Genomic DNA, 23,421 nt, shown 5'->3' on the forward strand with positions numbered 1-23,421 from the left:
GCAGGTTCATATTGGCATAGAAATCCGGTGCGGAAATTTCCTCGAACTGTTCTCCAACACATACCTCATGAATGAGCGAAAGCAATTTCATGCTGAAATACTCTTGTTGTTCATCCGCCGCTTCCTGCTGACTGATTGGCTTGCCAGGCTCGTCCTGTCGGTTCCCGTCAGAAATGTATTTCTTCAATATATCCAGAAAAAGGCAGCTTTGGCGGTACATGTCCTCACAACGGTTCTTCATATATTGGAATGCCTCTTTCCTTGCTGCCTTTTGCTGGTCATAGAGTTCATTCAGTTTGGCTCTTTCCTTGTCATATTCAGCCTTGCAGCGTTCATATTCTTTTTCAGCCTGTTTTTCCTCTTCGGCAGTATGTTCCCTGTAGCCAATGGAATCATACCTGTTGTTGGCTTCATTCAGCGGTTTGCTCAGGCTCCTTGTTACATCCAGTTGGGCTTCAATTTCAAAGGAATACCTTTCCATGTGTCGATAGCAAGCACGCTCTACGGCACTATCACTCAACGGGCACACCTCATAAGCCTGTATGCTCTTTTCTATTTCGGTTTTCAGGCTGTTGAGTATCAAGGTGTATTGTTCTTTTTGCCTGTCAAGCACCAGTTCAAGGATAGCAGCCTCAAAAGACTTCATGTCATTGTATTCCTTACAGAAATCGGAAATGAATTTTTGCCTGTCAAAAGAGAAAACGCGATTGTCTATATAGTCTCTGTATATTCTGTTGAGTTCTCCGTATCGGGGAATCATCGTCTGTATCTTGTCTGCCATAGGTGTCTTACTTTTGTTTATTCTTCTCATTGTTAAGAAGCATCGTCAGTTCTTCTTCCACCTGTTCTATGCTCGGCAACGCAGATTTCAGATTTTCGGGTACTGCTTTGCTGAGTTGGTAGTCGCTGATACCGATAGGCTGGTCATAGCCTGTCAGCGCATACTGCGCTACAATCTCATCTTTGCCCTTGCATAGCAGCAGCCCGATGGTCTTGTTGTCATTCTCTCCCCTCAGTTTGTCGTCCACCACATTGATGTAGAAGTTCAACTGTCCTGCGTATTCCGGTTTGAACGGGGTAGCTTTCAGTTCCACAACTACGTATGCATGGAGCTTTATGTTGTACAGAATCAGGTCGGCATAGAAATCGCTGTCGCCTATCTGGAAATGTTTCTGCCTTGCGACAAAGGCGAATCCGTTGCCCATCTCCAGCAGATAACGGGTGACGTGCTTCACCAGTTGTTCCTCTATGTCCCTTTCGTCCGCACGTTCTTTGGCTCCTGCCAAGTCGAAGATATACGGGTCTTTCAACAGGTAGTTGGCAAGGTCGCTTTGGGGTGTGGGAAGCGTGGCGGTAAAATTATTGACCTTGCGGCTGTTGATTTGCCGTTCAAACAATTTGCTTTCAATCTGCATTTTAAGGACATTGCTGCTCCAGCCCATTTCCACGGATTGCTTCATATACCAGTAATCGACACCCAACGGAAGAGAACTGTTCAACAGAATCACATGGCTCGCCCAATTGATTCTTGCGACAGGCGATGCAAGAAACAGTTTTTCTATGTCCTCAATCGTTTTTTGATAAACGGCGGCTACTGTTTGGACTACATCCTGAATTTTTGCAAGAGGTTCTTGCATAATTGCAACTTCCTTGTTGTCTGTGGATTGAATTTGCGCAAGAGGCTCTTGCGTAAATGTCATATTGTTCAGGCTTTGAAGTTCATCCGTGATTTTCTGCACACTTGGAGTAAGTAATTTCGCATCGGTTTCTATAAAACTCCGTAATGCGCCCAATGGATAGGAGCGTGCGAATTGGCACATATAAGCCAAGTTTCTGACCGAATACCCTTTCTTTTCAGGATAGTTGAACCGTATCGCCTGCGCCAGTTTCTTGATGACCTTGCCGCCCCAGCCTTGTCGGTTCTGGTGGTACAATATGTAATTGCCCATTTTCCAGTAGTGGAACAGCATCTGCGCATTGGCTGCACTGATGAGCCGGACTTGCGCCTGCTCTATTTCTGACCCGATGGCATTGACAAAAGCCTCGAAACTTCTTTTTTCTATATTGTTATCGTTGTTGCTCATTGTTATAGGTATTGAAAGTTACAAAGATAAGCCAAATTACAGGCTTTCTATGAAACTTGATGATTGTTTTTTTATAGTTGGTTGAATTTGTTCATCGCATTGGCTTTCACATCATCAGCAATGTCGATGTAGGGTTTCATAGCCTTGTAGTCACTATGTCCTGTCCATTTCATCACTACCTGTGCCGGAATACCGAGAGCCAAAGCGTTACAGATGAAAGTCCTCCTTCCGGCATGGGTGCCCAGCAATGCGTATTTGGGCATAATGGTGTCTATACGCTTACTGCCTTTGTAATAGGTTTCACTTACAGGCTCGTTGATTTCGGCAAGCTCGCCCAACTCCTTTAAGTAATCGTTCATCTTCTGGTTGCTGATGACGGGGAGAGCCTTATGCCCCTCGAATTCCACATCCTTGTATTTGTCGAGTATTGCCTTGCTGTGGTTGTTAAGCTCGATGATAAGCCTTTCGGCGGTCTTTACCGTGGTGATTTCTATATATCCATCCCTGATGTCGCTTTTCTTCAGGTTATGCACATCCGAATACCGGAGTCCGGTGAAGCAGCAGAACAGAAAGACATCCCTCACCCGTTCCAGATACTGCTTGGTTTCGGGTATCTGATAATTCTTGAGTTTGTTCAGTTCCTCCCAAGTGAGGAATATCACCTTTTTCGGAGTGCTTCGCAATTTGGGATTGAAATCTTCGTAGGCATTATTCATGCAATACCCTTTCTTGGTACACCAACGCAGGAACCATTTCAGATATGCGACCTGTTTCATGATGGACGTGTTCCGCATATCTTCGCTATCTTTCAGGAAATTCACATACTTTGTCAGTTTAGGTTCATCCAGCGATTCAAAGGTCAGCCCCTTGTCAAACTTTTCAAGATGCTTCCTGACTGCGGCAAATTTCTCATAGGTGGCATCAGACCAGCCGTTTTGCGTGCCGCATTCCTTGATGAACTCGTCAAACACCTCCAAAGGCAGAAACACCACCGGAGCCTGTTCCTCATCTTCCTTTTTCCCGTCATGCAATCTGTTGAATGCATCTTTAACCTGCTCGGTAGTGGGCATGAATCCCTGCACCTCGAACTCTTTGAATATATTCTGAATTTCGGTGTAGTATTTCAGCAAGTCCGCATTGATTTCCGATGCGCTTTGCTTCAGCTTGTTGGTGCATCCGTTCTTTACACGCTGCTTGTCGGCATCCCATTTGGCGACATCTATGCGGTAGCCCGTTGTGAACTCGATGCGATGGCTGGCAAAAACCACACGCATACGGATGGGGACATTCTCCACGATTGGCACTCCGTTCTTCTTGCGGCTTTCCAATGAAAAGATGATGTTTCGTTTGATATTCATAATTGGGTGCGTTTGAAATTCAACACCCAAATATACACCCAATAATTGAAACAGCAAAAGGTGTTTAATGATATTTAGTAATATAGTTGGTTTGTAACAACTTGATTATTATCAGTATATTGCAATCTTATGAGATTTCTTGATTGTGTAAGTTAAAGTCCCGTCCGCACCGCAGGAAAGGAGAAAATCAAGAGATTTTCTCCTTTCCTTTTTCTAAAAATCCAAATTACGTTTTTCAACCTACACGATATTTTAAATTTTTCCATCAAAAACTCTTCAACAAAATATTTCCTAATCTTTTTCTTTGACCGCCGCTATATTTTTCATAACTTGCTTCAAATTATCCACAAGATAAGTCAAACACTCATTCTCGACTTTTTATTCTGACAATATATAAAGCTACAAAACCATATTGGGTTTCAATCACCTACAAATTCTTATAACTGAGATCACGCCGGCTTCTCTCTTAAACGCTATACGGATACTGTCATGAAAAAACATATTTTTGCTATTCTCCTCTGCTTTATGGTTCTTCAATCAAGAGCCGAATCATTCACATTCACTCCCGAAGGACGCCCACTCACCATTTACATCGATGAAGAAGCCCCATCGGTTGCTCAGTGCGCCCTGGACATGTTCTGCAACGACTATCAGCAACTTTTCGGCACAACAGTGCAGATATGCGACCTCCCCGAAGCCGACATTGTCATCAAATGCGTATCCGACGGTGCTTGGGAACAATTCACCCTTACGGTATCGAACGATGGCCGGTTGCTTGTCGAGGGTAGCGACCCGCGCGGCACCGCATACGGCATACTCGAACTCTCCCGCCTCATCGGCATCTCTCCCTGGATATGGTGGGCCGACGTGACGCCCCAAAAACACGGCGACTACACATTACCTGCCGGCTACCGCAACCGACAGAAACCGTCGGTGCAATACCGGGGCATCTTTATCAACGATGAAGATTACGGATTGAACCCGTGGAGCTGGAAAACCCACGAACCGGAGTCGGACAAAGGCGAGATAGGCCCCCGCACATACGAGCGCATCTTCCAGCTCCTGCTGCGACTGCGAGCCAACATGCTCATGCCGGCCATGCACGATTGCAGCGTCCCCTTCTATATGGTCGAGGGCAACAAGGAAATGGCCGAGAAATACCAAATCGTCATGGCCACATCGCACTGCGAGCCGCTCATGCGGAATAATGTGGGGGAATGGGACAGCAAGCGACGCGGAGGCTACAACTACATTTCAAACCGCGATTCGGTATTGGCATACTGGGCAGAACGACTGGCCGAAGTCGGAAAGGGCGAGAACATCTACACCATCGGCATGCGCGGCATACATGACGGGAAAATGGAGGGCTGCAAAAACATATCGGAGATGGCCCGGGTCATGCCCCAAGTCATCGCAGACCAGCGCAACCTGCTCACCCAGTATGTCGACTCGCCGGCCAGCAAGGTCCCGCAGATATTCGTCCCTTATAAAGAATTGCTCGACGTATATAATAAAGGAATCGACCTCCCCGGCGACGTGACCCTCATGTGGTGCGACGACAACTACGGGCACATCACCCGCCTTAGCGACCAAGAAGAGCAACGCCGCAAGGGGGGCTCGGGCATCTATTACCACATTTCCTACTGGGGACGTCCCCACTCCTACCTGTGGTTGTGCACAACGGCTCCGGCACAAATCTACTACGAGATGCGCCGTGCCTGGGACTACGGAGCCCGCAAGATATGGGCGCTCAATGTGGGCGACATAAAACCGGCCGAATATGACATGGAATTTTTCATGGACATGGCTTGGAACATCGACGCCATAACTCCCGACAACATTTACCGCCACCTGCACGACTTCATGTGCCGCACCTTCACCCCGCAAACGGCACAAGAGCTTACCTGTATCATGAACGAATATTACCACTTGGCCAACATACGGCGACCCGAGTTCATGGGGTGGAGCCGCGAAGAGGAATACGGCAAAATCAAAGGCGGGAAAACGCCGGTCATCGACACCGAGTTTTCGCCGCGGGAAATAACGGAGCGCATCGCTCGTTACCAAAAATTGGAGAGACAGGTAAAATCAATCAAAAAGCAGATTCCCAGCGAATTGAAAGACGCATTTTTCCAACTTGTAGAGTATCCCGTTTCGGGTGCCGCCCTTATGAACTACAAATGGTTGTATGCTCAAATGGCCCGCAACGCGACAACACTCGACGACGCCCGACGTTACGAAACGGCAAGCATCAACGCCTACAATGCCATAGCGGCACTTGACCGCCACTACAACTTCGACATGAACAAGGGGAAATGGAACGGCATCATCAGCATGAAAAACAACCGGCTCGTCTTCGAGAAATTTGAACTGCCCGATGATTTTTCGCCTCGCGACAATCTCTCCCCGCGACCCGAAAAGGTAAATATCATCGCCCGCGACGCTGCCGACCATAACGGGAAACGTCCTCATGGCGCCTATTGTGTCGAAGGACTGGGTTACAGTCGCCGGGCCATTGTGCTTCCCAAGGGGAAGGCTCTCTCATACCTATTTGATACACAGCAAGAAGGCGATGTGGCCGTGTGGGTGTCGCTCTTGCCCACACACCCGGTAAATGGAGGGGACCTGCGATATGAAATATCGGTCGACGGCGATACGCCGCAAGTGGTATCGTTCAAGACCGTCGGACGCTCGGAAGCGTGGAAAATCAATGTGCTGCGCAACCTCTCCCTCCAATCGACGCGACACGAGTTGCATAAAAAGTCATTTCACACCGTGCAGATAAAAGCCCTCGACGAAGGTGTGGTCATCGACCAACTCATGCTCGACTTCGAACCCGAAATTCCGTTTTACCGTATACCGGAGCCCGAAATTTCTGGTGGAAATCCCCAAAAAACAACCGATAAAAACAACTGATATTCGTCATTATACAACAATAAGACTGTCCCAACACGACAAAGGCTGCCAACAATAGTTGGCAGCCTTTGTCGCAAGAGATCGGCACGAAGTCATTTCACTCGCTTCAAAACATGAGCAGCCTTGTCCTTGACCTTCGTCCACTCCTTTTTGATGTCATGACCCGTCATCACGAGCAAAGAATCACCCCGCACCCACAACGACACCCGTTCGCCGTTCTTTCCGGTAAACTGTATCATCGAATCGGGTTGTTGAGCCATCGTACCCTCTTCTACCACCAAGAGAGCCGGAGTCAACACCGTCGTATCTTGTTTGCGGGTCGCATCGTAATAGCTCATCATCATCTCATAAGAGATGTCGCCGCCGTCCGGCGGTGTCAGAACCACCAAATCATAAAGGACCGAAGCTCCGTCCTGAGATTCGGCCCACCCCTCATAAACCGACACCAGCGTATCGCCGGCGACACCTTGCTCTTCCAATTCCATCGTCGCAACAGGCTCCTTGCGCGATTGACAGCCGACCACGCAGGTCGCTGCCAGAATCAATGTGAAAAACTTTTTCATATACTATAACTCATAAATGATTGTGCTGGTATAACAGAAAGGCGACAAAAAAGTTCTGTTCATAATCGACCAAAGAGAGATTTTAGACACACTTGAAACGCCGCGGAATACGCTCTCACAGGACAAGCCGACGCGCTTTGGGTATTCGGCCGCCCTGACTCTTGTAAAATCAACAAACAGACATTACTTGACTGGTTCACAGTCAAATGGATGGAAAATGGAAGATAAAATTATATTCAGAGAGAGGGGAAAAACGAGCATTGATATTCCGTCCCACTGACGGGGAATCTATTATTGGGCTCCTGTCGCCCGAGCGACCGGATTCCCACTCGATGGCGAGAAACGACGAAAGCAAACGGGGAAGCATCACAGAATCGACAAATGGCTTGGAGGAGGCTCCGAGGGCTAAAATTTTGTTTTCACTTTTGAGTTCTACATTCTCTTTTGCTATATTTGTAGAACATAGGAATCGGCTCAGCACCGACAAACCGCCGCTATGTTTGCCTCGGCTTTTGCCCTTTCGCTCTATGAACAATCATTTGGCACACTATTTGCACATCTCTCATATTATAACCCTTGCCATAAAAAAATGACCATTTCCATGACAACCGCCGAAATACAAACGACATACGGTAAAATCACCTCTTTACTGAAAGAAAAACGCCTGAAAGAGGCTTTGGACGAAATCTCGGAGCTGCTCTCCTATCTCCCCGACGAATGGCCGATTTCGGACAAATTGTCGGAAGTGGAATCGTCATATCGTTACATGATACAATATATGCTCGACGGTTTTGACGACCCCAACCGTCAAGCATTTTATGACAACCTGCTCCTGACGACCTACACGCTGGCCGACAAAACAATCGAGAGCCTGCTCGAAAAAGAGTCGGCCCATCTCTACTACCAAAAGAAAAGATATTACAGACTCCATACCGACGATACCATACAAGCCGCCCTCGATGCGGTCGACAAGGCGACAAGCGACCTCTCACTCCACAGCCTGCTCAGTGACATCGACCACAATGCCGAGGTGGCATCGTCGCTAAGACAGAAGAAGGAGCAGGCCGAGGAAGAACTGTTTGTGCGCATCTGGTGCAACTATCCGGCTACGGAATGGGACTATTCGGCTCTCGAAGAGGGATTGTCACCCACCCGATTCTCGACCGAGACATCGGCTCTCATCGTCGCGGCACTCCTGTTGAACCTTCTGCAACGCTACGACGAGAAAAAACTCGACCTGTTGCTTTCGGCCTACACCTCGTTCGACGAGGAAGAAGTGCGCCAACGGGCATTGTGCAGCGCATTGATCCTGCTCCATATTTATCGGGAACGTGTGAACTTGTCGTCATCACTCACCGCCCACATCGATGCCCTGAAAGAGCGTGAAGATTTTCCTCGCGACGTTCGCAACATCTTCCTGCAACTGATAAAAAGCCGGGAAACCGAACGCATCTCCCGCAAATTCACCGAGGAGCTGCTTCCCGAAATGATGAAACTCAGTCCGTCGCTTTACAACAAAATAAATCCTGCCGACTTCGACCCCGAAAGCGGTTCGCCCGACCCCAATCCCGAATGGCAGGAACTGCTCGAAAAATCGGGTATCGCCGATAAGATAAAAGAACTGAACGACCTGCAAATGGAAGGAGCCGACGTATTCCTGTCGACCTTCTCGGGCTTGAAGAGCTTTCCGTTTTTCGGCGAGATAGGCAATTGGTTCCGGCTCTTCAATACCGAACACAGTGCGCTGCAAGGGCTCTTTCCCGAGGGGGAAAACAAGCCCAACAACTTCCTGCAACTCATCGGTTACTCCCGTTTCCTGTGCAACTCCGACAAATACTCTTTCTGCCTAAGCCTCAAACAGGTACCCGAATCGCAACGACAAATGATGACGATGCAATTCAATGCCGAAGGGGCGGACCTGGCTCAAATCGAAAAAGAACGGCAAGCGTCATCGGCCGACGAAGTAAAAACGAGCGTGGCCAACCAGTATATCCAAGACCTGTACCGATTTTTCAAGCTGCACAATCGCCGCAACGAGTTCGACGACCTGTTTGCCCGCCCCATCGACCTGATGCAGGTCGACAGCCTGCAATCGATTCTCGACCGGGACGAGACACTCCGCATCATCGGCGAGTTCTATTTCAAGAAAGAGTTCTATGCCGATGCCCTCACCCTCTTCCGCCGACTGGTAGAACGACACACGACCGACAACGGCCTCTACCAGAAAATAGGCTATTGCCTGCAAGCGGCCGGAGAATATGACAAAGCGCTCGAAGCCTACCTGCAAGCCGAGATGATACAACCCGACAACATGTGGACCGTGCGCCGCATCGCCGCTTGTTACCGCAACCTGAAACAATCCCAAAAGGCGCTCGAATATTACCTGCGAGCCGAAGCCATGCAACCCGATAATCTCTCTATCGGACTGCTCATCGGCCACTGTTACGTCGAAGAAAAGAATTATGAAGAGGCGCTGAAATATTACTTCAAGGTCGATTACCTCAAACCCGACGGCGGGAAAGCATGGCGCCCCATTGCCTGGTGCTCTTTCCTCACCGGCAAGTATGAACAGGCAATGCGTTATTATGAGAAAATCCTGTCGGCCACCCCATCGGCACTCGATTATATGAACGCCGGACATGTGGAACTGGTCCTCAAACACACTCGTCGCGCATTGGAACTGTACCGCGAAAGCATCTCACAGGGCAACAACGACAGCCGCACATTTGTCGAGAATTTCAAGCAAGACATTCCCGAGCTGGTGCGCGCCGGGGTTGCCGAACACGACATTCCCATACTGCTCGACCAACTGCTTTACCAAATTTCGTAACTGTCAGCGAGTTCCCAAGTCGTCATACAGTTTCTGCAAAAAAGCCTGAGCCGCACGGCCACAAGCGTCGGCTTGCGGTCCCTCTTTGAGCAGCCACGCATCGGCATTGCAGTCATAGACGACACGATTCCCGGCATCGACATAGCCCAGCCCGTCGTTATAGGTATAATAGGCAAACGGGGGCTGCGTCGTGTCGGCCATGTTTTTGCTGAATGCGAAATCGGAATAATCAATTTTCATTTGGGCCAATAGCGTAGCGGCCAAGTCGATTTGCGAAGCGTAATTCTCCACGACACGGGGCTCCTTGACCGCACCCCCGCACCAGAGCATGGGTATATGGTGCCGTTTCACCTCATGCTCCTGAATCCCGGCCGGATAGCGCATCGTGTGGTCGGCCACGAAGACAAGGAGCAGATTGTCCCAACGGGGAGAATTTCGCAACGTGTCGACAAAAGCGCCCAAGCAACTGTCGGTATAAGCGACCGAATTGAGAAAAGGCTCGTCGATGCGGTGCATCGGCACGTCAAAGGGCTCATGGCTGCTCAGCGTAAGCAGCGTTTTGAAATAAGGTTGCTGTTCCTGCGCCAGAATCTCCTGCGAAAACCGGGAGAACGTTATGTGGTCGGGCACTCCCCACCGAGCCGAATTTTCCGAAGAAGAGAAATCCTCGCCCGAAATCACCTTGCCATATCCGGTCGCATAAAAATAAGAGCGCATATTGGTAAAATCGACATCACCTCCATACCAAAGTTCGGTACCATATCCGGCCTGTCGCAGAGAACGGGCTATCGAGGGAAGCGACTGCGACTTCGAAGGGTACTTCATCACCGAAGCCGTAGGTTGCGCGGGGTAACCGCTCAGCACGGCCACCAGTCCGCGGTCGGTGCGGAAACTGTTGGCATAAAAATGGGGAAACCATATCCCCTCTTCTATCAAGGCATTGAAGCACGGCATGACACCCGGCTCGTCGAGGACATGCTTGGTAAAACTCTCCAAAATCACCAACACGACATCGGGACGCGGAGTCGTAAGCCACGCATTCGCCTCATCGGGGAAAGTGACCGGGTGCGGCAGCAGCGGCTGGCAGGCGGCGTCGGCCTCGGCCGGCGACATAAAACGATACATCGAAGAAAAGTCCTCCCCTTTCGAGAGCGAGGCCATCAGGCTGAAAGCCGGATTCACCGCGGCGTGATTCAGTTCGATGCGCTCACTGAAATAGGCCCAGCCCACATTCATGGTCGAGGCCGAAACGCCCCCGCGTATGGGCAAGAACAAGAAGGCGGTGAGCACGAGATAGACAACCGTCGTAAGCAACCGGTTGCGCTCATGCACGGGTCGGGTCATGGGACACAAGATATAACGGTCGAAAAGGAAACCTACCAATCCGGCATAAACGGCAATAAACATGAAGGCCACAAAAAAGAGCGCGACAGGAATACTGGCCATCGCATCGGCCGGAGATTGCAAATAAAACAGCGGCGTCACATCGATGCGGAACCCCCAATACCCATACAACTCGGCATCGGCCACACAGATAACGGCCAGCAACAAAACGATGATGGCACCATAAACCCGCAACGCCGACAAGTACCATCGTCCCGGCAACCATACCGACACGAGGGTGAGCAACATGGGCAATACCAAAATGTAGGCGGCCACCGACAAGTCGAGCGGGATTCCATGGGCAATCACTTGAAACCATTCGCCGACGGAGGCATCGGAATATAAGTCGCCCTGCCACAACATGAACAGGGGTTTTTGCAACATAAACAGCAGGACAAAGGCAAAATAGGTTGCCACAAGATATTTCAGCCGACTCATACCATAAAAATTATTTCCCGGACAAAGATAAAACTTCGACGAGAATTTTTCTCTTAACACAAATTAATTCCGAAGCCGCAAGGCATATTTTTATTATTGCTACTTTCGCAAAAACAACTCTTATCGCAATGAAAAAACTCCTCTGTTCGCTCTTTTCCTGTGTATTGCTTTTTAATTTTTCATGCTGTAATATGAATAATAATACAAATCCTCTACTCTCGCCTTTCACCGCGCCACACGGCGCCGCCCCCTTTGACCGTATAAAAACCGACGATTTCGAACCGGCCATCACCAAAGCCATCGAGTTGCACGAATCGGAAATAGATGCCATCGCCCGCCAAACCGATGCACCGACGTATGAAAACACCATCGAGGCGATGGAACTGTCGGGAAGCACCCTCAGTCGCATCACGTCGATATTCTTCAATCTGCTCAGCGCCAACGGCGATGACGAAATGATTGCCGTGTCGGAACGCGTCTCTCCGATGCTGACCGAACACAGCAACAACATCAACCTCAACGAGACCCTGTTCAAACGGGTGAAGGCCGTGTATGAGCAACGCGATTCCCTATCGCTCTCGGCCGAAGAGATGCGATTGCTTACCGAGACCTACAACGGCATGGCCCGCAGCGGAGCCAACCTCGAAGGCGAGGCCCGCGACAGATACCGCGAAGTGAGCCGGGAACTGAGCCAACTGAGCCTCAAATTCGAATCGAACCTGCTGAAAGCGACCAATGCCTTCGAAATGATTCTTACCTCTCCCGACGAAGTGAAGGGATTGCCCCAAAGCGCACTCGACGCCGCCGCAATGAGAGCCCAGGAAAAGGGGCACGAAAATGCCTACCTCTTCGACCTCTCCTATCCCAGTTTGTCCGCATTCCTGAAATATGCCGAACGCCGTGACCTCCGGGAAAAGATTTACATGGCCTACAATACCCGCTGCGTAGGCGGTGAGTATGACAACCGCGACATCGTCGTGCGCATTGTCGAGTTGCGCAATGAAGCGGCACATTTACTGGGATATAAGAATTATGCCGAATATGTACTCGAACACCGCATGGCACAAAACAGCGAACGGGTCTACACGCTACTGAACCAATTGCTCGACGCCTACAAACCCGTGGCCGAAAAAGAGATAAGACAGTTGCAAGCCTTTGCCGAGAAGAAAGAGGGACACCCCGTGGAACTGATGCCATGGGACTACTCCTACTACTCAACCCAGCAAAAAAACGAGCTGTATGACCTCAACGATGAAATGTTGAAACCCTACTTCGAGTTGGAACAGGTGAAAAAAGGGGTCTTCGGACTGGCTACCCGCCTCTATGGACTCACCTTCAAGAAAACCACCGAGATACCGGTTTACCACAAAGAAGTGGAGACCTTCGAAGTATATGACGAAAACAATAATTATCTGGGACTTCTCTACACCGATTTCTATCCGCGCCCAACAAAGCAGGGCGGCGCATGGATGACTTCGTTCAAAGACCAGTGGATCACGCGCGACGGCACCAACAGCCGTCCCCACATCTCGCTGGTGATGAACTTCACACGCCCCACGGCATCGGCCCCGGCATTGCTCACCTACGACGAAGTCGAGACTTTCCTGCACGAGTTCGGCCATGCCCTGCACGGCTTGATGACCAACGTGCAATATGAATCGCTCTCTGGCACCAACGTCTATCGCGATTTTGTGGAACTCCCCTCGCAACTGATGGAGAACTGGTTGCCCCGACAAGAATTCCTCGCCACCTTTGCCCATCACTACCTCACGGGTGAGGTGCTGCCCGACAGCCTGACTCAAAAAATACGCGACACACAACGCTACCACGTCGCATACCAATGCGTGCGCCAACTCACCTACGGCCTGCTCGACATGGCTTGGCACACCACCGATGCCCGTGTCGACGACATTACAGCCTTCGAGCGCAACGCCACGGCGTCGACGCAACTGCTCCCGGCTATCGACGGCACGCTTTTCAGTGCCCAATTCTCGCACATTTTTGGAGGCGGATATGCGGCCGGATATTATGGATATAAATGGGCCGAGGTCTTAGATGCCGATGCCTTCTCGCTTTTCCAGGAGAAAGGAATTTTCGACCGCGAAACAGCCGCCTCGTTCCGCAAAAACATTCTCGAAAAGGGGGATACCGAAGACCCGATGTCGCTCTATGTGCGGTTCAGAGGCCGCGAACCTCAAATCGACGCCCTGATGCAACGCGACGGCATCAAATAACATCAACATCGTCCCTCTTTCTCATGAATAAACGGCCTTGACTCTTGGTGACAAGGCCGTTTTTCATGACCAAAAGTTTTGTCGGTTCTGCCGGTCCACCTATCTTTGTCCGACCAAAATCACCTTTCATGAAAATTTCCATCATCACCATTAATTACAATAATGGAGAGGGGTTGGAACGCACCATACAAAGCGTCATCAACCAAGACAATAGCCTCTCTATCGAACACCTTGTCATAGACGGAGGCAGCATCGACAACAGCCGGGAGATTATCGACAAATACCAAACCCACATCGCCTACCAATGCTCCGAAAAAGACCGTGGCATATATCATGCCATGAACAAGGGTATCGCCCATGCCACGGGCGAATATCTGCTTTTTCTGAACTCGGGCGATTTTCTGGAACCCGATTCCATTGTCAAAGTCGGCAATCAACTTTCGGGAGAAGATATTGTATATGGAGACCTCTATTTCCAAGACTTAAAAGGGAATCGCACCCCTATGCTCTATCCCGAGAAACCGACTACGGAATATCTCTTTGAAAAGTCTTTGGGGCACCCCGCCACATTTTTCCGTCGGAACCTGTTTGAAAAATATGCGTATAACGAATCTTTGAAAATTGTCTCCGACTGGGAATTCTTATTCCGGAAAATCGTAATGGAAAGGTGCAGTGTAAAACACTCACCGATTTTCATCAGCACGTTTATGACCGACGGTATCAGCTGCACCATGAGCGAATTGTGCCAAAAAGAGAGGCAAGAAACTCTTTATCGTCTTCTCTCTCCCGCCATCACAGAAGAGTTGCGCATGCTATACGCCCTGAAAAAGAATCATGAACCGTTCTCCCTACTCGACAGTCACCCGCACACCAAACGGCGCGTACTGAAATTTATGAAATTACTCTTTGCCCTGCACCCGAAGCGCCGTCACTAAGCAGATGGGGGCTAGGCAATAAAAATAAAAGGCAAGGCTTGTGTAAGCCTTGCCTTTTGTCGATTTCATAATCGAGGTTCAGGTTATTTCTTGAAGTAACGGTTGTAGAGACCTTCGAAACCTTTACCGTGACGGGCCTCGTCCTTGGCCATTTCGTGAACGGTATCGTGAATGGCATCGTAACCGAGTTCTTTGGCACGTTTGGCAATGCGCATCTTGTCGGCACAAGCACCACATTCGGCATCTTTACGGGCTTCGAGGTTTTTCTTGGTATCCCAAACTACTTCACCGAGAAGTTCGGCAAATTTCGAGGCGTGTTCGGCTTCTTCCCAAGCATAGCGTTTGAAAGCTTCTGCAATTTCGGGATAGCCTTCGCGGTCGGCCTGACGGCTCATGGCCAGGTACATGCCGACTTCGGTGCATTCGCCCATGAAGTGAGCTTTGAGACCTTCCATGACTTCGGCGTCTTCTACAACACCGTCGCCGATATGATGTTCGGTGATGAATTGGAGAGCTTCACCGTTCTCTACGACTTCTTTGAATTTCGATGCAGGCACACCGCATTGGGGACAACGCTCGGGAGCTTGATCGCCTTCATGTACATAACCACATACGGTGCAGATAAATTTCTTTTTCATAATTGTTTGGATTTTGGGGTTTAATAATAGGTGTTTATTCTTTATCGTTTTGTGAACATTTCTTACAGATACCCCGATAGTAGAGGTGCGTCTCGGTAACGACAAAATCGGCAGCGACCGTAGGCGACATGGGCGGGACCGGCACATCATATATCATTCCGCAAACATTGCAGCGAAAATGGGCGTGCGGCGTCGTGTCGGCATCGTAATGCGCCTGCTTGTCGTCAATGGACAACTGCTGCACGGCCCCCTGCTCCACCAAGAGTTTCAAGGTGTTGTAGACCGTCATGCGCGACAGCGTGGGTATCTTCTCGCTCAACTCCGAATAGATGCCATCGGCCGTGGGGTGCGTGCGGTGCTGCATGAGGTAGTCCATGATGGCTACCCGTTGCACCGAGGGTTTTATGCGATGCGCCAGCAAATGGTTGTATCCGTCGTAAGCAAACATTATAATAAGTACATTTTTTTATTCGACACAAAATTAGATATAAAATAAATTCCGGGCAAATGTTTTTCGTAAAAAAAACTTAAAAGCAGCGAGGAATTTACACTCATATCCAATAATAAGGGTTTTTCACATTTCATTATACTTGGATTGCGATAATTGTCGTACTTTTGTATTCATTTGAAAACGACACAGGTAATATGTCATCAGAAACACAAGACAAGCAAGCGGCTCTTGATGGCCGATACATTCGCATGGCGAAAATATGGGCCGAAAATTCTTATTGCAAACGCCGTCAGGTAGGTGCCCTACTGGTGAAAAACAACACCATCATTTCCGACGGATATAACGGTACCCCGGCCGGATTCAAAAATGTATGTGAAGACGAAGACGGGCACACGCTCCCCTATGTCCTGCATGCCGAAGCCAATGCCATTACCAAAATCGCCCGCTCGGGAAACAGCAGCGAAGGTGCCACCTTGTATGTAACGACATCGCCGTGTATCGAATGCTCGAAACTCATTATCCAGGCCGGCATCGCCCGCGTGGTTTTCTCGGAATACTACCGGTTGAGCGACGGTATCGATTTACTACGGGAAGCCGGCATCAAGGTCGATTTCGTCGAAGTCAAATAATTCCCAACATCTTATAACAAAATCACAGTCAGCGCATAATGAAAAAGAAATCCATTGTCTGGTTACCCTTCATCATAGCCTTTGCCATCATCATCGGCATTATCATCGGATACCGCTATCCTCAACATCATATTGTGAAACCGGCCGCCGGGTCTTCCGGCAACAAAATCAACAACCTCTTGGGTATCATCGAGTCGCAATATGTCGACACCGTCAACATGAAAGACCTCATCGAAGATGTCATGCCCCAAATCGTAGGGGAACTCGACCCCCACTCGGCCTACATTCCGGCCGAAGACCTGCAAGCCGTAAACGAAGAGTTGGAAGGCAGTTTCAGCGGCATCGGCATACAGTTCAGTATCCTGAACGACACCATCACCGTGGTTGCCGTAGTCCCCGGAGGACCGTCGGAAAAGATTGGTCTGATGCCCGGTGACCGTATCGTGGAAGTCGACGATACCGCATTCGTGGGCAAAGAGGTTATATCGAACGACAAAGTATTGAAGAAACTTCGCGGACCCAAAGGCTCCAAAGTAAAACTGGGAGTCTTGCGCACCACCGCTCCCGAGATGCTCACCTATGAAGTGACCCGCAACGACATTCCCGTCAACAGCGTCGACGTTGCCTTTATGGTGAATGATGAAATCGGTTACATCAAAATCAACAAATTCGGCCGTACGACCTACTCCGAATTCATGAACGGCCTCGCCAAACTGAAAAACGACAATGCGCAAAAATATATCGTCGACCTGCGCGGCAATTCGGGCGGGATACTCGACATCGCCATCAACATGATCAATGAATTCCTGCCCAAAGGGCAACTCATTGTCTACACCGAGGGCAAGGCATTCCCGCGCAGCGAGGCCATATCGAACGGCAGCGGAGCATTCAAAGAGGCGCAAATCGTCGTCCTCATCGACGAATGGTCGGCATCGGCCAGTGAAATCTTTGCAGGAGCCATACAAGACAATGACCGAGGTATCATCATCGGGCGCCGCTCTTTCGGGAAAGGATTGGTACAGAACCAACTGCCGTTTGCCGACGGGTCGGCCATACGCCTCACGATAGCCCGCTACTACACTCCGTCGGGGCGCTCCATTCAGAAGGAATATGAGCTGGGCCACGGCGACGACTACGAAAAAGACATTCTGAACCGCTTCATGCACGGCGAATTTGACCACCCCGACAGCATCAAACAAAACGACACCTTGATGTATAAGACCCGGTTGGGACGCACGGTATATGGAGGAGGCGGCATCATGCCCGACATCTTCGTACCCCGCGACACCATCGGGGTGACCCCCTACCTCAACGAAGTTGTCAATAAAGGGCTCCTCTACCAGTTTGCCTTCAAATATGCCGACGAAAAACGCGAACTCCTCTCCCAATACAAGGACTACAAGAGTTTGCAACAATTCTTGCGCAGACAACCCTTGCTCCAAGAGTTCACGGCATTTGCGGCTTCTCATGAGGTAAAACGCAAGCCGAAAGAAATCAAGGAGTCGGCCGTGCTGCTCAACAACTACATCGAAAGCTACATTGCCCGCAACATCATCGGCGACAATGCTTTCTACCCGATATTCCTACAAGAAGACAAGACATTCCAAAAAGCCCTTGACGTGCTGAATGCCAACCAAGGTTTTCCACAGGCCCCCGACAAATAGAGACGTATGAAAGAAAAAGATATTCTGCGGAAACAGATTAAAAAGGCCGTGGCCCAGCTCTCGCCCGAAGAGAAGAAGGCGGCTGCCGTGGCCCTGAAAAAACGCATCGAAACGTCGTCGTTTTTTGTCGAAGCCCGCACCATTCTACTCTTTCACTCCCTACCCGATGAAGTGTGTACCCACGAATGGATTGCCGACTGGCATTCTCGAAAAAAAATTTTGCTTCCGGTCGTAAAAGGCGATACTCTTGTCGTGCGCCCTTATGCCCCCGACAAGATGTCTACGGGCAGTTATGGAATTGCCGAACCTGCGGGAGAAGATGTGACCGACTATTCTGACATCGATTTGGTAATTGTGCCGGGAGTCGGGTTCGACCCGCACGGCAATCGACTGGGTCGTGGCAAAGGATTCTATGACCGGCTGCTCAAAAAAATTTCCGCACCGTTGACGGGCGTAGCCTATGACTGCCAAATCGTCGCCGAGATACCCTCTCTCCCCCACGATGTCGCCATGTCGTGGGTCGTAACCCCCAATCATCTATATCAGCTTTCCCGAGACACAAGAAAATCGCTTCGGATATGCACAAATAGAAAATAAAAAACTACCTTTGTATAAAACTTACAAATCCTAAGCTATGGCAAAAGTAAAAGGTACCGTCGTCGTCAATAACGAACGCTGCAAAGGTTGCAATCTGTGCGTGGTGGCCTGTCCGGCCGACGTATTGGCTCTGCAACCCAAAGAGGTGAATGATAAAGGTTATCACTACGCCTATATGAAAAACCCCGACAACTGCATCGGTTGTGCCAGTTGCGGATATGTATGCCCCGACGGCTGCATATCGGTATATAAAGTCAAATTGTAAAAACTCTCACAAATATGGCAGAAGAAGTAAAACTGATGAAGGGCAATGAAGCTATTGCACATGCTGCAATACGCTATGGAGCCGATGGATATTTCGGTTATCCCATCACCCCGCAATCGGAAATCATGGAAACGCTCATGGAAGAAAAACCATGGGAAACGACCGGAATGGTGGTGCTGCAAGCCGAGAGCGAAGTTGCCGCCATCAATATGGTTTATGGAGGTGCCGGCTGCGGAAAAGCCGTCATGACCTCATCGTCGAGCCCCGGCGTGAGCCTCAAACAAGAAGGCATCTCCTATATGGCAGGAGCCGAACTGCCCTGCCTCATCATCAACGTCATGCGCGGAGGTCCCGGTCTGGGCACCATTCAACCGAGCCAAGCCGACTATTTCCAAACCGTTAAAGGCGGCGGGCACGGAGATTATCGCCTGATAACCTTGGCCCCGGCTTCGGTGCAGGAGATGGCCGACTTTGTGAAATTGGGATTCGACTTGGCCTTCAAATACCGTAACCCGGCCATCATCTTGGCCGACGGCGTCATCGGACAGATGATGGAAAAAGTCGTTTTGCCGCCGTTCCAACCGCGCCTCACCGAAGCAGAGATACGCGAAGCCCGTCCTTGGGCCACCCAAGGGAAACCGGCCGGACGCAAACGCAACGTCATCACATCGCTCGAACTCGACCCGGCCCGCATGGAAGAGAACAACCTGCGTTTCCAAGCCAAATACCGCGAAATCGAGAAAAACGAAGTACGTTACGAAGAAATCGACTGTGATAATGCCGACTACCTGATGATCGCTTTCGGCTCTATGGCCCGCATCTGCCAGAAGACGCAGGAGATGGCCGCCGCCGAAGGCATCAAACTCGGGCTGCTGCGCCCCATCACCCTTTGGCCCTTCCCCGCCGATGCCATATCGAAATATGCCGATAAAGTAAAAGGCATATTGGTTCCTGAACTCAATGCCGGGCAAATGATAGAAGATGTGCGCCTGGCCGTAAACGGACGGGTAAAAGTCGAGCACTTCGGCCGTTTGGGCGGCATAGTTCCCACCCCCGACGAAGTTCTCAATGCCGTCAAAGAGAAACTCATGTAAAAAACGCGACAAGCTATGGATACAAATGATATCATAAAACCCGAAAATCTCGTTTACAGCAAGCCCCGCTTGATGAACGACAATCCCATGCACTACTGCCCGGGTTGCAGCCACGGCGTCGTTCACAAACTCGTTGCCGAGGTCATCGACGAAATGGGCATGGAAGAAAAAACCATCGGCGTCGCACCCGTAGGTTGCGCCGTATTTGCCTACAATTATATCGACATCGACTGGCAAGAAGCCGCCCACGGCCGTGCACCTGCCATCGCTACCGCCATCAAACGGCTCAATCCCGACAAAATGGTATTTACTTACCAGGGCGACGGTGACTTGGCAGCCATCGGTACGGCCGAGACCATTCATGCGTGCAACCGTGGCGAGAACATCGTCATCATATTCATCAACAACGGTATCTACGGCATGACGGGAGGTCAAATGGCCCCCACGACCCTCGAAGGCATGGTGACGTCGACCTGCCCCTACGGCCGCAATGTCGACCTCTATGGCTACCCGCTCAAAATATCGGACCTCGTCGCCAAACTCGATGGCGCCTGCTATGTGACCCGCCAAAGCGTACACACGGCCGCTGCCGTGAAAAAGGCCAAGAAAGCCATACGTCAGGCTTTCGAAAACTCCATGGCCAAGAAAGGCGCATCGCTCGTAGAGATCGTGTCGACCTGTGCATCGGGTTGGAAAATGTCGCCCGAAATGGCCAACAAGTGGATGGAAGAACACATGTTTGCCAAATACCCGATAGGCGATTTAAAAAATGAATAACCGTAAAACGCAACATCGATGAAAGAAGAAATAATCATCGCCGGATTCGGCGGACAAGGAGTTCTCTCGATGGGTAAAATCCTGGCCTATTCGGGACTGATGGAAAACAAAGAGGTGACGTGGATGCCGTCTTACGGTCCCGAGCAACGAGGCGGGACGGCCAATGTGACCGTCATTCTGAGTGACGAGCGCATCAGTTCGCCGGTACTCAACGAGTTCGACATCGCCATCATTCTCAACCAACCGTCGCTCGACAAATTCGAGAGCAAAGTAAAGCCCGGCGGCATACTCATATACGATGGGTATGGCATACACCATGCTCCTTCGCGCACCGACATCGACATCTATCGCATCGATGCCATGGACGCTGCCACCGAAATGAACAATGCCAAGGCTTTCAACATGATTGTCCTGGGCGGTCTGCTCAAAATAAAGCCCATGGTTTCGCTCGACAATGTGCTCAAAGGATTGAAAAAATCGTTGCCGGAGCGACACCACAAACTTATCCCCATGAACGAACAGGCCATTCTCAAAGGAATGGAGCTGATAAAAAAAGCATAACCACGACGCTATGAAAATAGGCATCATCGTGGCCATGACATCGGAATTGGCCTGCGTGCGCACGCTGCTCAAAGACGCCCGCGAAGAGACTCGGCACAACGCCACCTTCCTCGTCGGCAGCAACGGACAACACGAAATCATTCTCACGCAAAGCGGCATTGGCAAAGTCAATGCCGCTTTGCGGGCTCAAACCCTTATCCTCAACTACGCCCCCGACTGCATCATCAACACGGGAGTTGCCGGTGGCATCGACCCCTCAACACGCGTGTTCGATGTGGTCATCGGACAAGAAACGGTCTATCACGATGCTTGGTTTGGCGAAGGAAACGTCATCGGACAGATACAAGGTCTGCCGCCTCGCTTCCCGGCCGACAAAGAGTTACTGCAAAAAGTCGAGACGGCGGTTGCCAACGAGAGTCGCATATACAGCGGACTGATATGCAGCGGCGACCAGTTCATCACCGACAAGCGAGAACTCGAAGCCATCAAGAGAAACTTTCCCGAGGGCATGGCCGTGGATATGGAATCGGCCGCCATCGCGCAGACTTGTTACCTCTGCCATACCCCATTCATCTCGACGCGCATCATCAGCGACACCCCGGGGGTAGAAAACCACATGGCGCAATACAACCAGTTTTGGGAGAAAGCCCCCGAGAAATCATTTACCATATTGAAAGAGATTCTCGCCCAACTCTAAAAACCGAAAAAACCGATGAAAAAAATTCCCAGTTTCACCATTGACCACCTGCATCTGCTCAGGGGTATCTATGTCTCCCGCAAAGACTACATCGGCGGAGATGTCGTAACGACATTCGACATACGCATGAAAGAGCCCAACCGCGAGCCGGCCATCGGTTATGGAGCCTTGCACACCATCGAACACCTGGCGGCGACCTACCTTCGCAACCACCCCGTCTATGGCAACAGAATCGTATTTTGGGGACCCATGGGCTGCTGCACCGGCAACTATTTCCTGATGCAGGGCGATCTCGCGGCCGAAGACATCGTGGAACTGATGAAAGAGACATTCCGGTTTATCCGCGACTTCGAAGGCGAGGTACCCGGCGCGGCACCGCAGGACTGCGGCAACTACCTGCTGCACGACCTGCCGATGGCCCGCTACGAAGCCGACAAATATCTGCGCGAAGTGTTGGAGGTAATTACGCCTCAGAACCTGCACTATCCGACCCAACAAACCTCTCCACAATCATAAATAATCATATTATGGCAGAAGAGAAAAACAGGAACAACGAAAAAGTGGTCATTTACAGTTACTACAACACCCTGTCCGAAGCCTACGAAGCCAAGAACCTGTTGGAGAGAAATGGCATCGACTGCTTCATTTCCAACGAAAACATGGCGTGCGTTTATCCGATGTTCGACTCAAACCTCGGCGGTGTGCGGTTGCATCTTTTTGAAAAGGACATTGCCGCAGCAGACAGCCTTTTGGCCGATTCCGGTAAAAACGACGACGAATCGGCTCATTCATAACATTCCACCGTCCTTTCCCGAGGAAATGGACTGCGGATACGGCCTCAAACAAGACCGGCCTTGCTCATCTTTATATTGCCACAATTCTCCACTCGTACAATGTCGATACACTCCCTTATTCCACCCAAAGAGACCATCGCCCAATTCAGCAAATTTATCGTCGTCGGGATTCTCAACACAGCGATTTCCCTGGCCACGTTTTATATATTATACAATCTGTTCTCGGTCAATTACACGGCATCGAACCTGCTGAGTTACATCGTGGGGGTAATCAACAGCTTTTTCTGGAACAAATTGTGGGTATTCCGCCGCGGTGCCGGCAACATGCTGCGTGAGAGCCTCGTTTTCCTGCTGGTGTTCGCCGTCAGTTACGGCATACAATACCTCTTTCTGCGGGGACTGGTCGAAGGTTTAGGAATCAACCCCAACTGGGCACAACTCCCGGCCATGGCGGTCTACACATTGGTAAACTACCTGCTCAACCGATACGTCACATTCAAAAAATAAACAGGA

22 protein-coding genes are annotated in these 23,421 nt (G+C 50.2%); 15 read left to right on the forward strand and 7 right to left on the reverse strand.

Features of this window, described 5'->3' with window-relative positions; all coding sequences use genetic code 11:
• From IAD09_06690 to IAD09_06700, 3 genes are all read right to left on the reverse strand, one after another.
• Window positions 1-781: hypothetical protein (locus tag IAD09_06690; protein HIT81908.1), on the reverse strand; the 781-nt coding region annotated here is incomplete at its 3' end.
• Between the two features lie 7 nt (window positions 782-788).
• Complete coding sequence (locus tag IAD09_06695) at window positions 789-2,084, reverse strand: DUF1016 family protein (protein HIT81909.1); 1,296 nt, start codon at window positions 2,082-2,084, stop codon at window positions 789-791.
• Between the two features lie 71 nt (window positions 2,085-2,155).
• On the reverse strand, window positions 2,156-3,442 hold the full coding sequence (locus tag IAD09_06700) for a site-specific integrase (GenBank protein ID HIT81910.1): 1,287 nt from the start codon (window positions 3,440-3,442) through the stop codon (window positions 2,156-2,158).
• Window positions 3,443-3,931: 489 nt separating this feature from the next.
• Between IAD09_06700 and IAD09_06705 the strand changes: the two genes are divergently transcribed.
• Entirely contained in the window at window positions 3,932-6,358 is a 2,427-nt protein-coding gene (locus IAD09_06705) for a glycosyl hydrolase 115 family protein (protein HIT81911.1), read from the forward strand.
• 92 nt (window positions 6,359-6,450) lie between these two features.
• Here the strand turns inward: IAD09_06705 and IAD09_06710 are convergent, their stop codons facing one another.
• Complete coding sequence (locus IAD09_06710) at window positions 6,451-6,921, reverse strand: hypothetical protein (GenBank protein HIT81912.1); 471 nt, start codon at window positions 6,919-6,921, stop codon at window positions 6,451-6,453.
• Between the two features lie 601 nt (window positions 6,922-7,522).
• Here IAD09_06710 and IAD09_06715 point away from each other — a divergent pair.
• Window positions 7,523-9,751: a hypothetical protein gene (locus tag IAD09_06715; GenBank protein HIT81913.1), complete on the forward strand. Its 2,229-nt coding sequence runs from the start codon at window positions 7,523-7,525 to the stop codon at window positions 9,749-9,751.
• Between the two features lie 3 nt (window positions 9,752-9,754).
• Here IAD09_06715 and IAD09_06720 read toward each other — a convergent pair whose 3' ends face one another.
• On the reverse strand, window positions 9,755-11,572 hold the full coding sequence (locus IAD09_06720; protein HIT81914.1) for a sulfatase-like hydrolase/transferase: 1,818 nt from the start codon (window positions 11,570-11,572) through the stop codon (window positions 9,755-9,757).
• Window positions 11,573-11,700: 128 nt separating this feature from the next.
• Between IAD09_06720 and IAD09_06725 the strand changes: the two genes are divergently transcribed.
• Both IAD09_06725 and IAD09_06730 read left to right on the forward strand, forming a co-directional pair.
• Window positions 11,701-13,806, forward strand: a complete 2,106-nt coding sequence (locus IAD09_06725; protein ID HIT81915.1) for a M3 family metallopeptidase — start codon at window positions 11,701-11,703, stop codon at window positions 13,804-13,806.
• A 128-nt stretch (window positions 13,807-13,934) separates the two neighbouring features.
• Complete coding sequence (locus IAD09_06730; protein ID HIT81916.1) at window positions 13,935-14,741, forward strand: glycosyltransferase; 807 nt, start codon at window positions 13,935-13,937, stop codon at window positions 14,739-14,741.
• Between the two features lie 83 nt (window positions 14,742-14,824).
• Here the strand turns inward: IAD09_06730 and IAD09_06735 are convergent, their stop codons facing one another.
• On the reverse strand, window positions 14,825-15,379 hold the full coding sequence (locus IAD09_06735) for an NADH peroxidase (protein ID HIT81917.1): 555 nt from the start codon (window positions 15,377-15,379) through the stop codon (window positions 14,825-14,827).
• 34 nt (window positions 15,380-15,413) lie between these two features.
• Window positions 15,414-15,827, reverse strand: coding sequence for a transcriptional repressor (locus IAD09_06740; protein HIT81918.1), 414 nt, complete (start codon window positions 15,825-15,827; stop codon window positions 15,414-15,416).
• Window positions 15,828-16,024: 197 nt separating this feature from the next.
• Between IAD09_06740 and IAD09_06745 the strand changes: the two genes are divergently transcribed.
• From IAD09_06745 to IAD09_06795, 11 genes are all read left to right on the forward strand, one after another.
• Window positions 16,025-16,459: a dCMP deaminase family protein gene (locus IAD09_06745; GenBank protein HIT81919.1), complete on the forward strand. Its 435-nt coding sequence runs from the start codon at window positions 16,025-16,027 to the stop codon at window positions 16,457-16,459.
• Between the two features lie 38 nt (window positions 16,460-16,497).
• Complete coding sequence (locus tag IAD09_06750) at window positions 16,498-18,123, forward strand: S41 family peptidase (protein ID HIT81920.1); 1,626 nt, start codon at window positions 16,498-16,500, stop codon at window positions 18,121-18,123.
• 6 nt (window positions 18,124-18,129) lie between these two features.
• A complete protein-coding gene (locus tag IAD09_06755) occupies window positions 18,130-18,720 on the forward strand; it encodes a 5-formyltetrahydrofolate cyclo-ligase (protein HIT81921.1) in 591 nt (196 codons plus the stop codon).
• Between the two features lie 37 nt (window positions 18,721-18,757).
• Window positions 18,758-18,985, forward strand: a complete 228-nt coding sequence (locus IAD09_06760; GenBank protein HIT81922.1) for a 4Fe-4S binding protein — start codon at window positions 18,758-18,760, stop codon at window positions 18,983-18,985.
• A 14-nt stretch (window positions 18,986-18,999) separates the two neighbouring features.
• Window positions 19,000-20,079 carry a 3-methyl-2-oxobutanoate dehydrogenase subunit VorB gene (locus tag IAD09_06765; GenBank protein ID HIT81923.1) on the forward strand — a complete coding sequence of 360 codons (1,080 nt, stop codon included), beginning with the start codon at window positions 19,000-19,002 and terminating at the stop codon, window positions 20,077-20,079.
• A 15-nt stretch (window positions 20,080-20,094) separates the two neighbouring features.
• The gene (locus IAD09_06770) at window positions 20,095-20,856 is read left to right on the forward strand and encodes a 2-oxoglutarate oxidoreductase (protein ID HIT81924.1); all 762 of its coding nucleotides are present in this window, start codon (window positions 20,095-20,097) and stop codon (window positions 20,854-20,856) included.
• An 18-nt stretch (window positions 20,857-20,874) separates the two neighbouring features.
• Window positions 20,875-21,417, forward strand: coding sequence for a 2-oxoacid:acceptor oxidoreductase family protein (locus tag IAD09_06775; GenBank protein ID HIT81925.1), 543 nt, complete (start codon window positions 20,875-20,877; stop codon window positions 21,415-21,417).
• Window positions 21,418-21,427: 10 nt separating this feature from the next.
• Window positions 21,428-22,114 carry a 5'-methylthioadenosine/adenosylhomocysteine nucleosidase gene (locus IAD09_06780; GenBank protein ID HIT81926.1) on the forward strand — a complete coding sequence of 229 codons (687 nt, stop codon included), beginning with the start codon at window positions 21,428-21,430 and terminating at the stop codon, window positions 22,112-22,114.
• Between the two features lie 15 nt (window positions 22,115-22,129).
• Window positions 22,130-22,630 carry an S-ribosylhomocysteine lyase gene (locus IAD09_06785; GenBank protein HIT81927.1) on the forward strand — a complete coding sequence of 167 codons (501 nt, stop codon included), beginning with the start codon at window positions 22,130-22,132 and terminating at the stop codon, window positions 22,628-22,630.
• A gap of 11 nt (window positions 22,631-22,641) precedes the next feature.
• Window positions 22,642-22,908 (forward strand): DUF2007 domain-containing protein, encoded by a 267-nt coding sequence (locus tag IAD09_06790; GenBank protein HIT81928.1) that lies wholly within the window; start codon window positions 22,642-22,644, stop codon window positions 22,906-22,908.
• Between the two features lie 99 nt (window positions 22,909-23,007).
• Window positions 23,008-23,415 (forward strand): GtrA family protein, encoded by a 408-nt coding sequence (locus IAD09_06795; protein ID HIT81929.1) that lies wholly within the window; start codon window positions 23,008-23,010, stop codon window positions 23,413-23,415.
• Window positions 23,416-23,421 lie beyond the last annotated feature (6 nt).

Source organism: Candidatus Caccoplasma merdavium, from assembly GCA_018715595.1.
GTDB lineage: Bacteria > Bacteroidota > Bacteroidia > Bacteroidales > UBA11471 > Caccoplasma > Caccoplasma merdavium.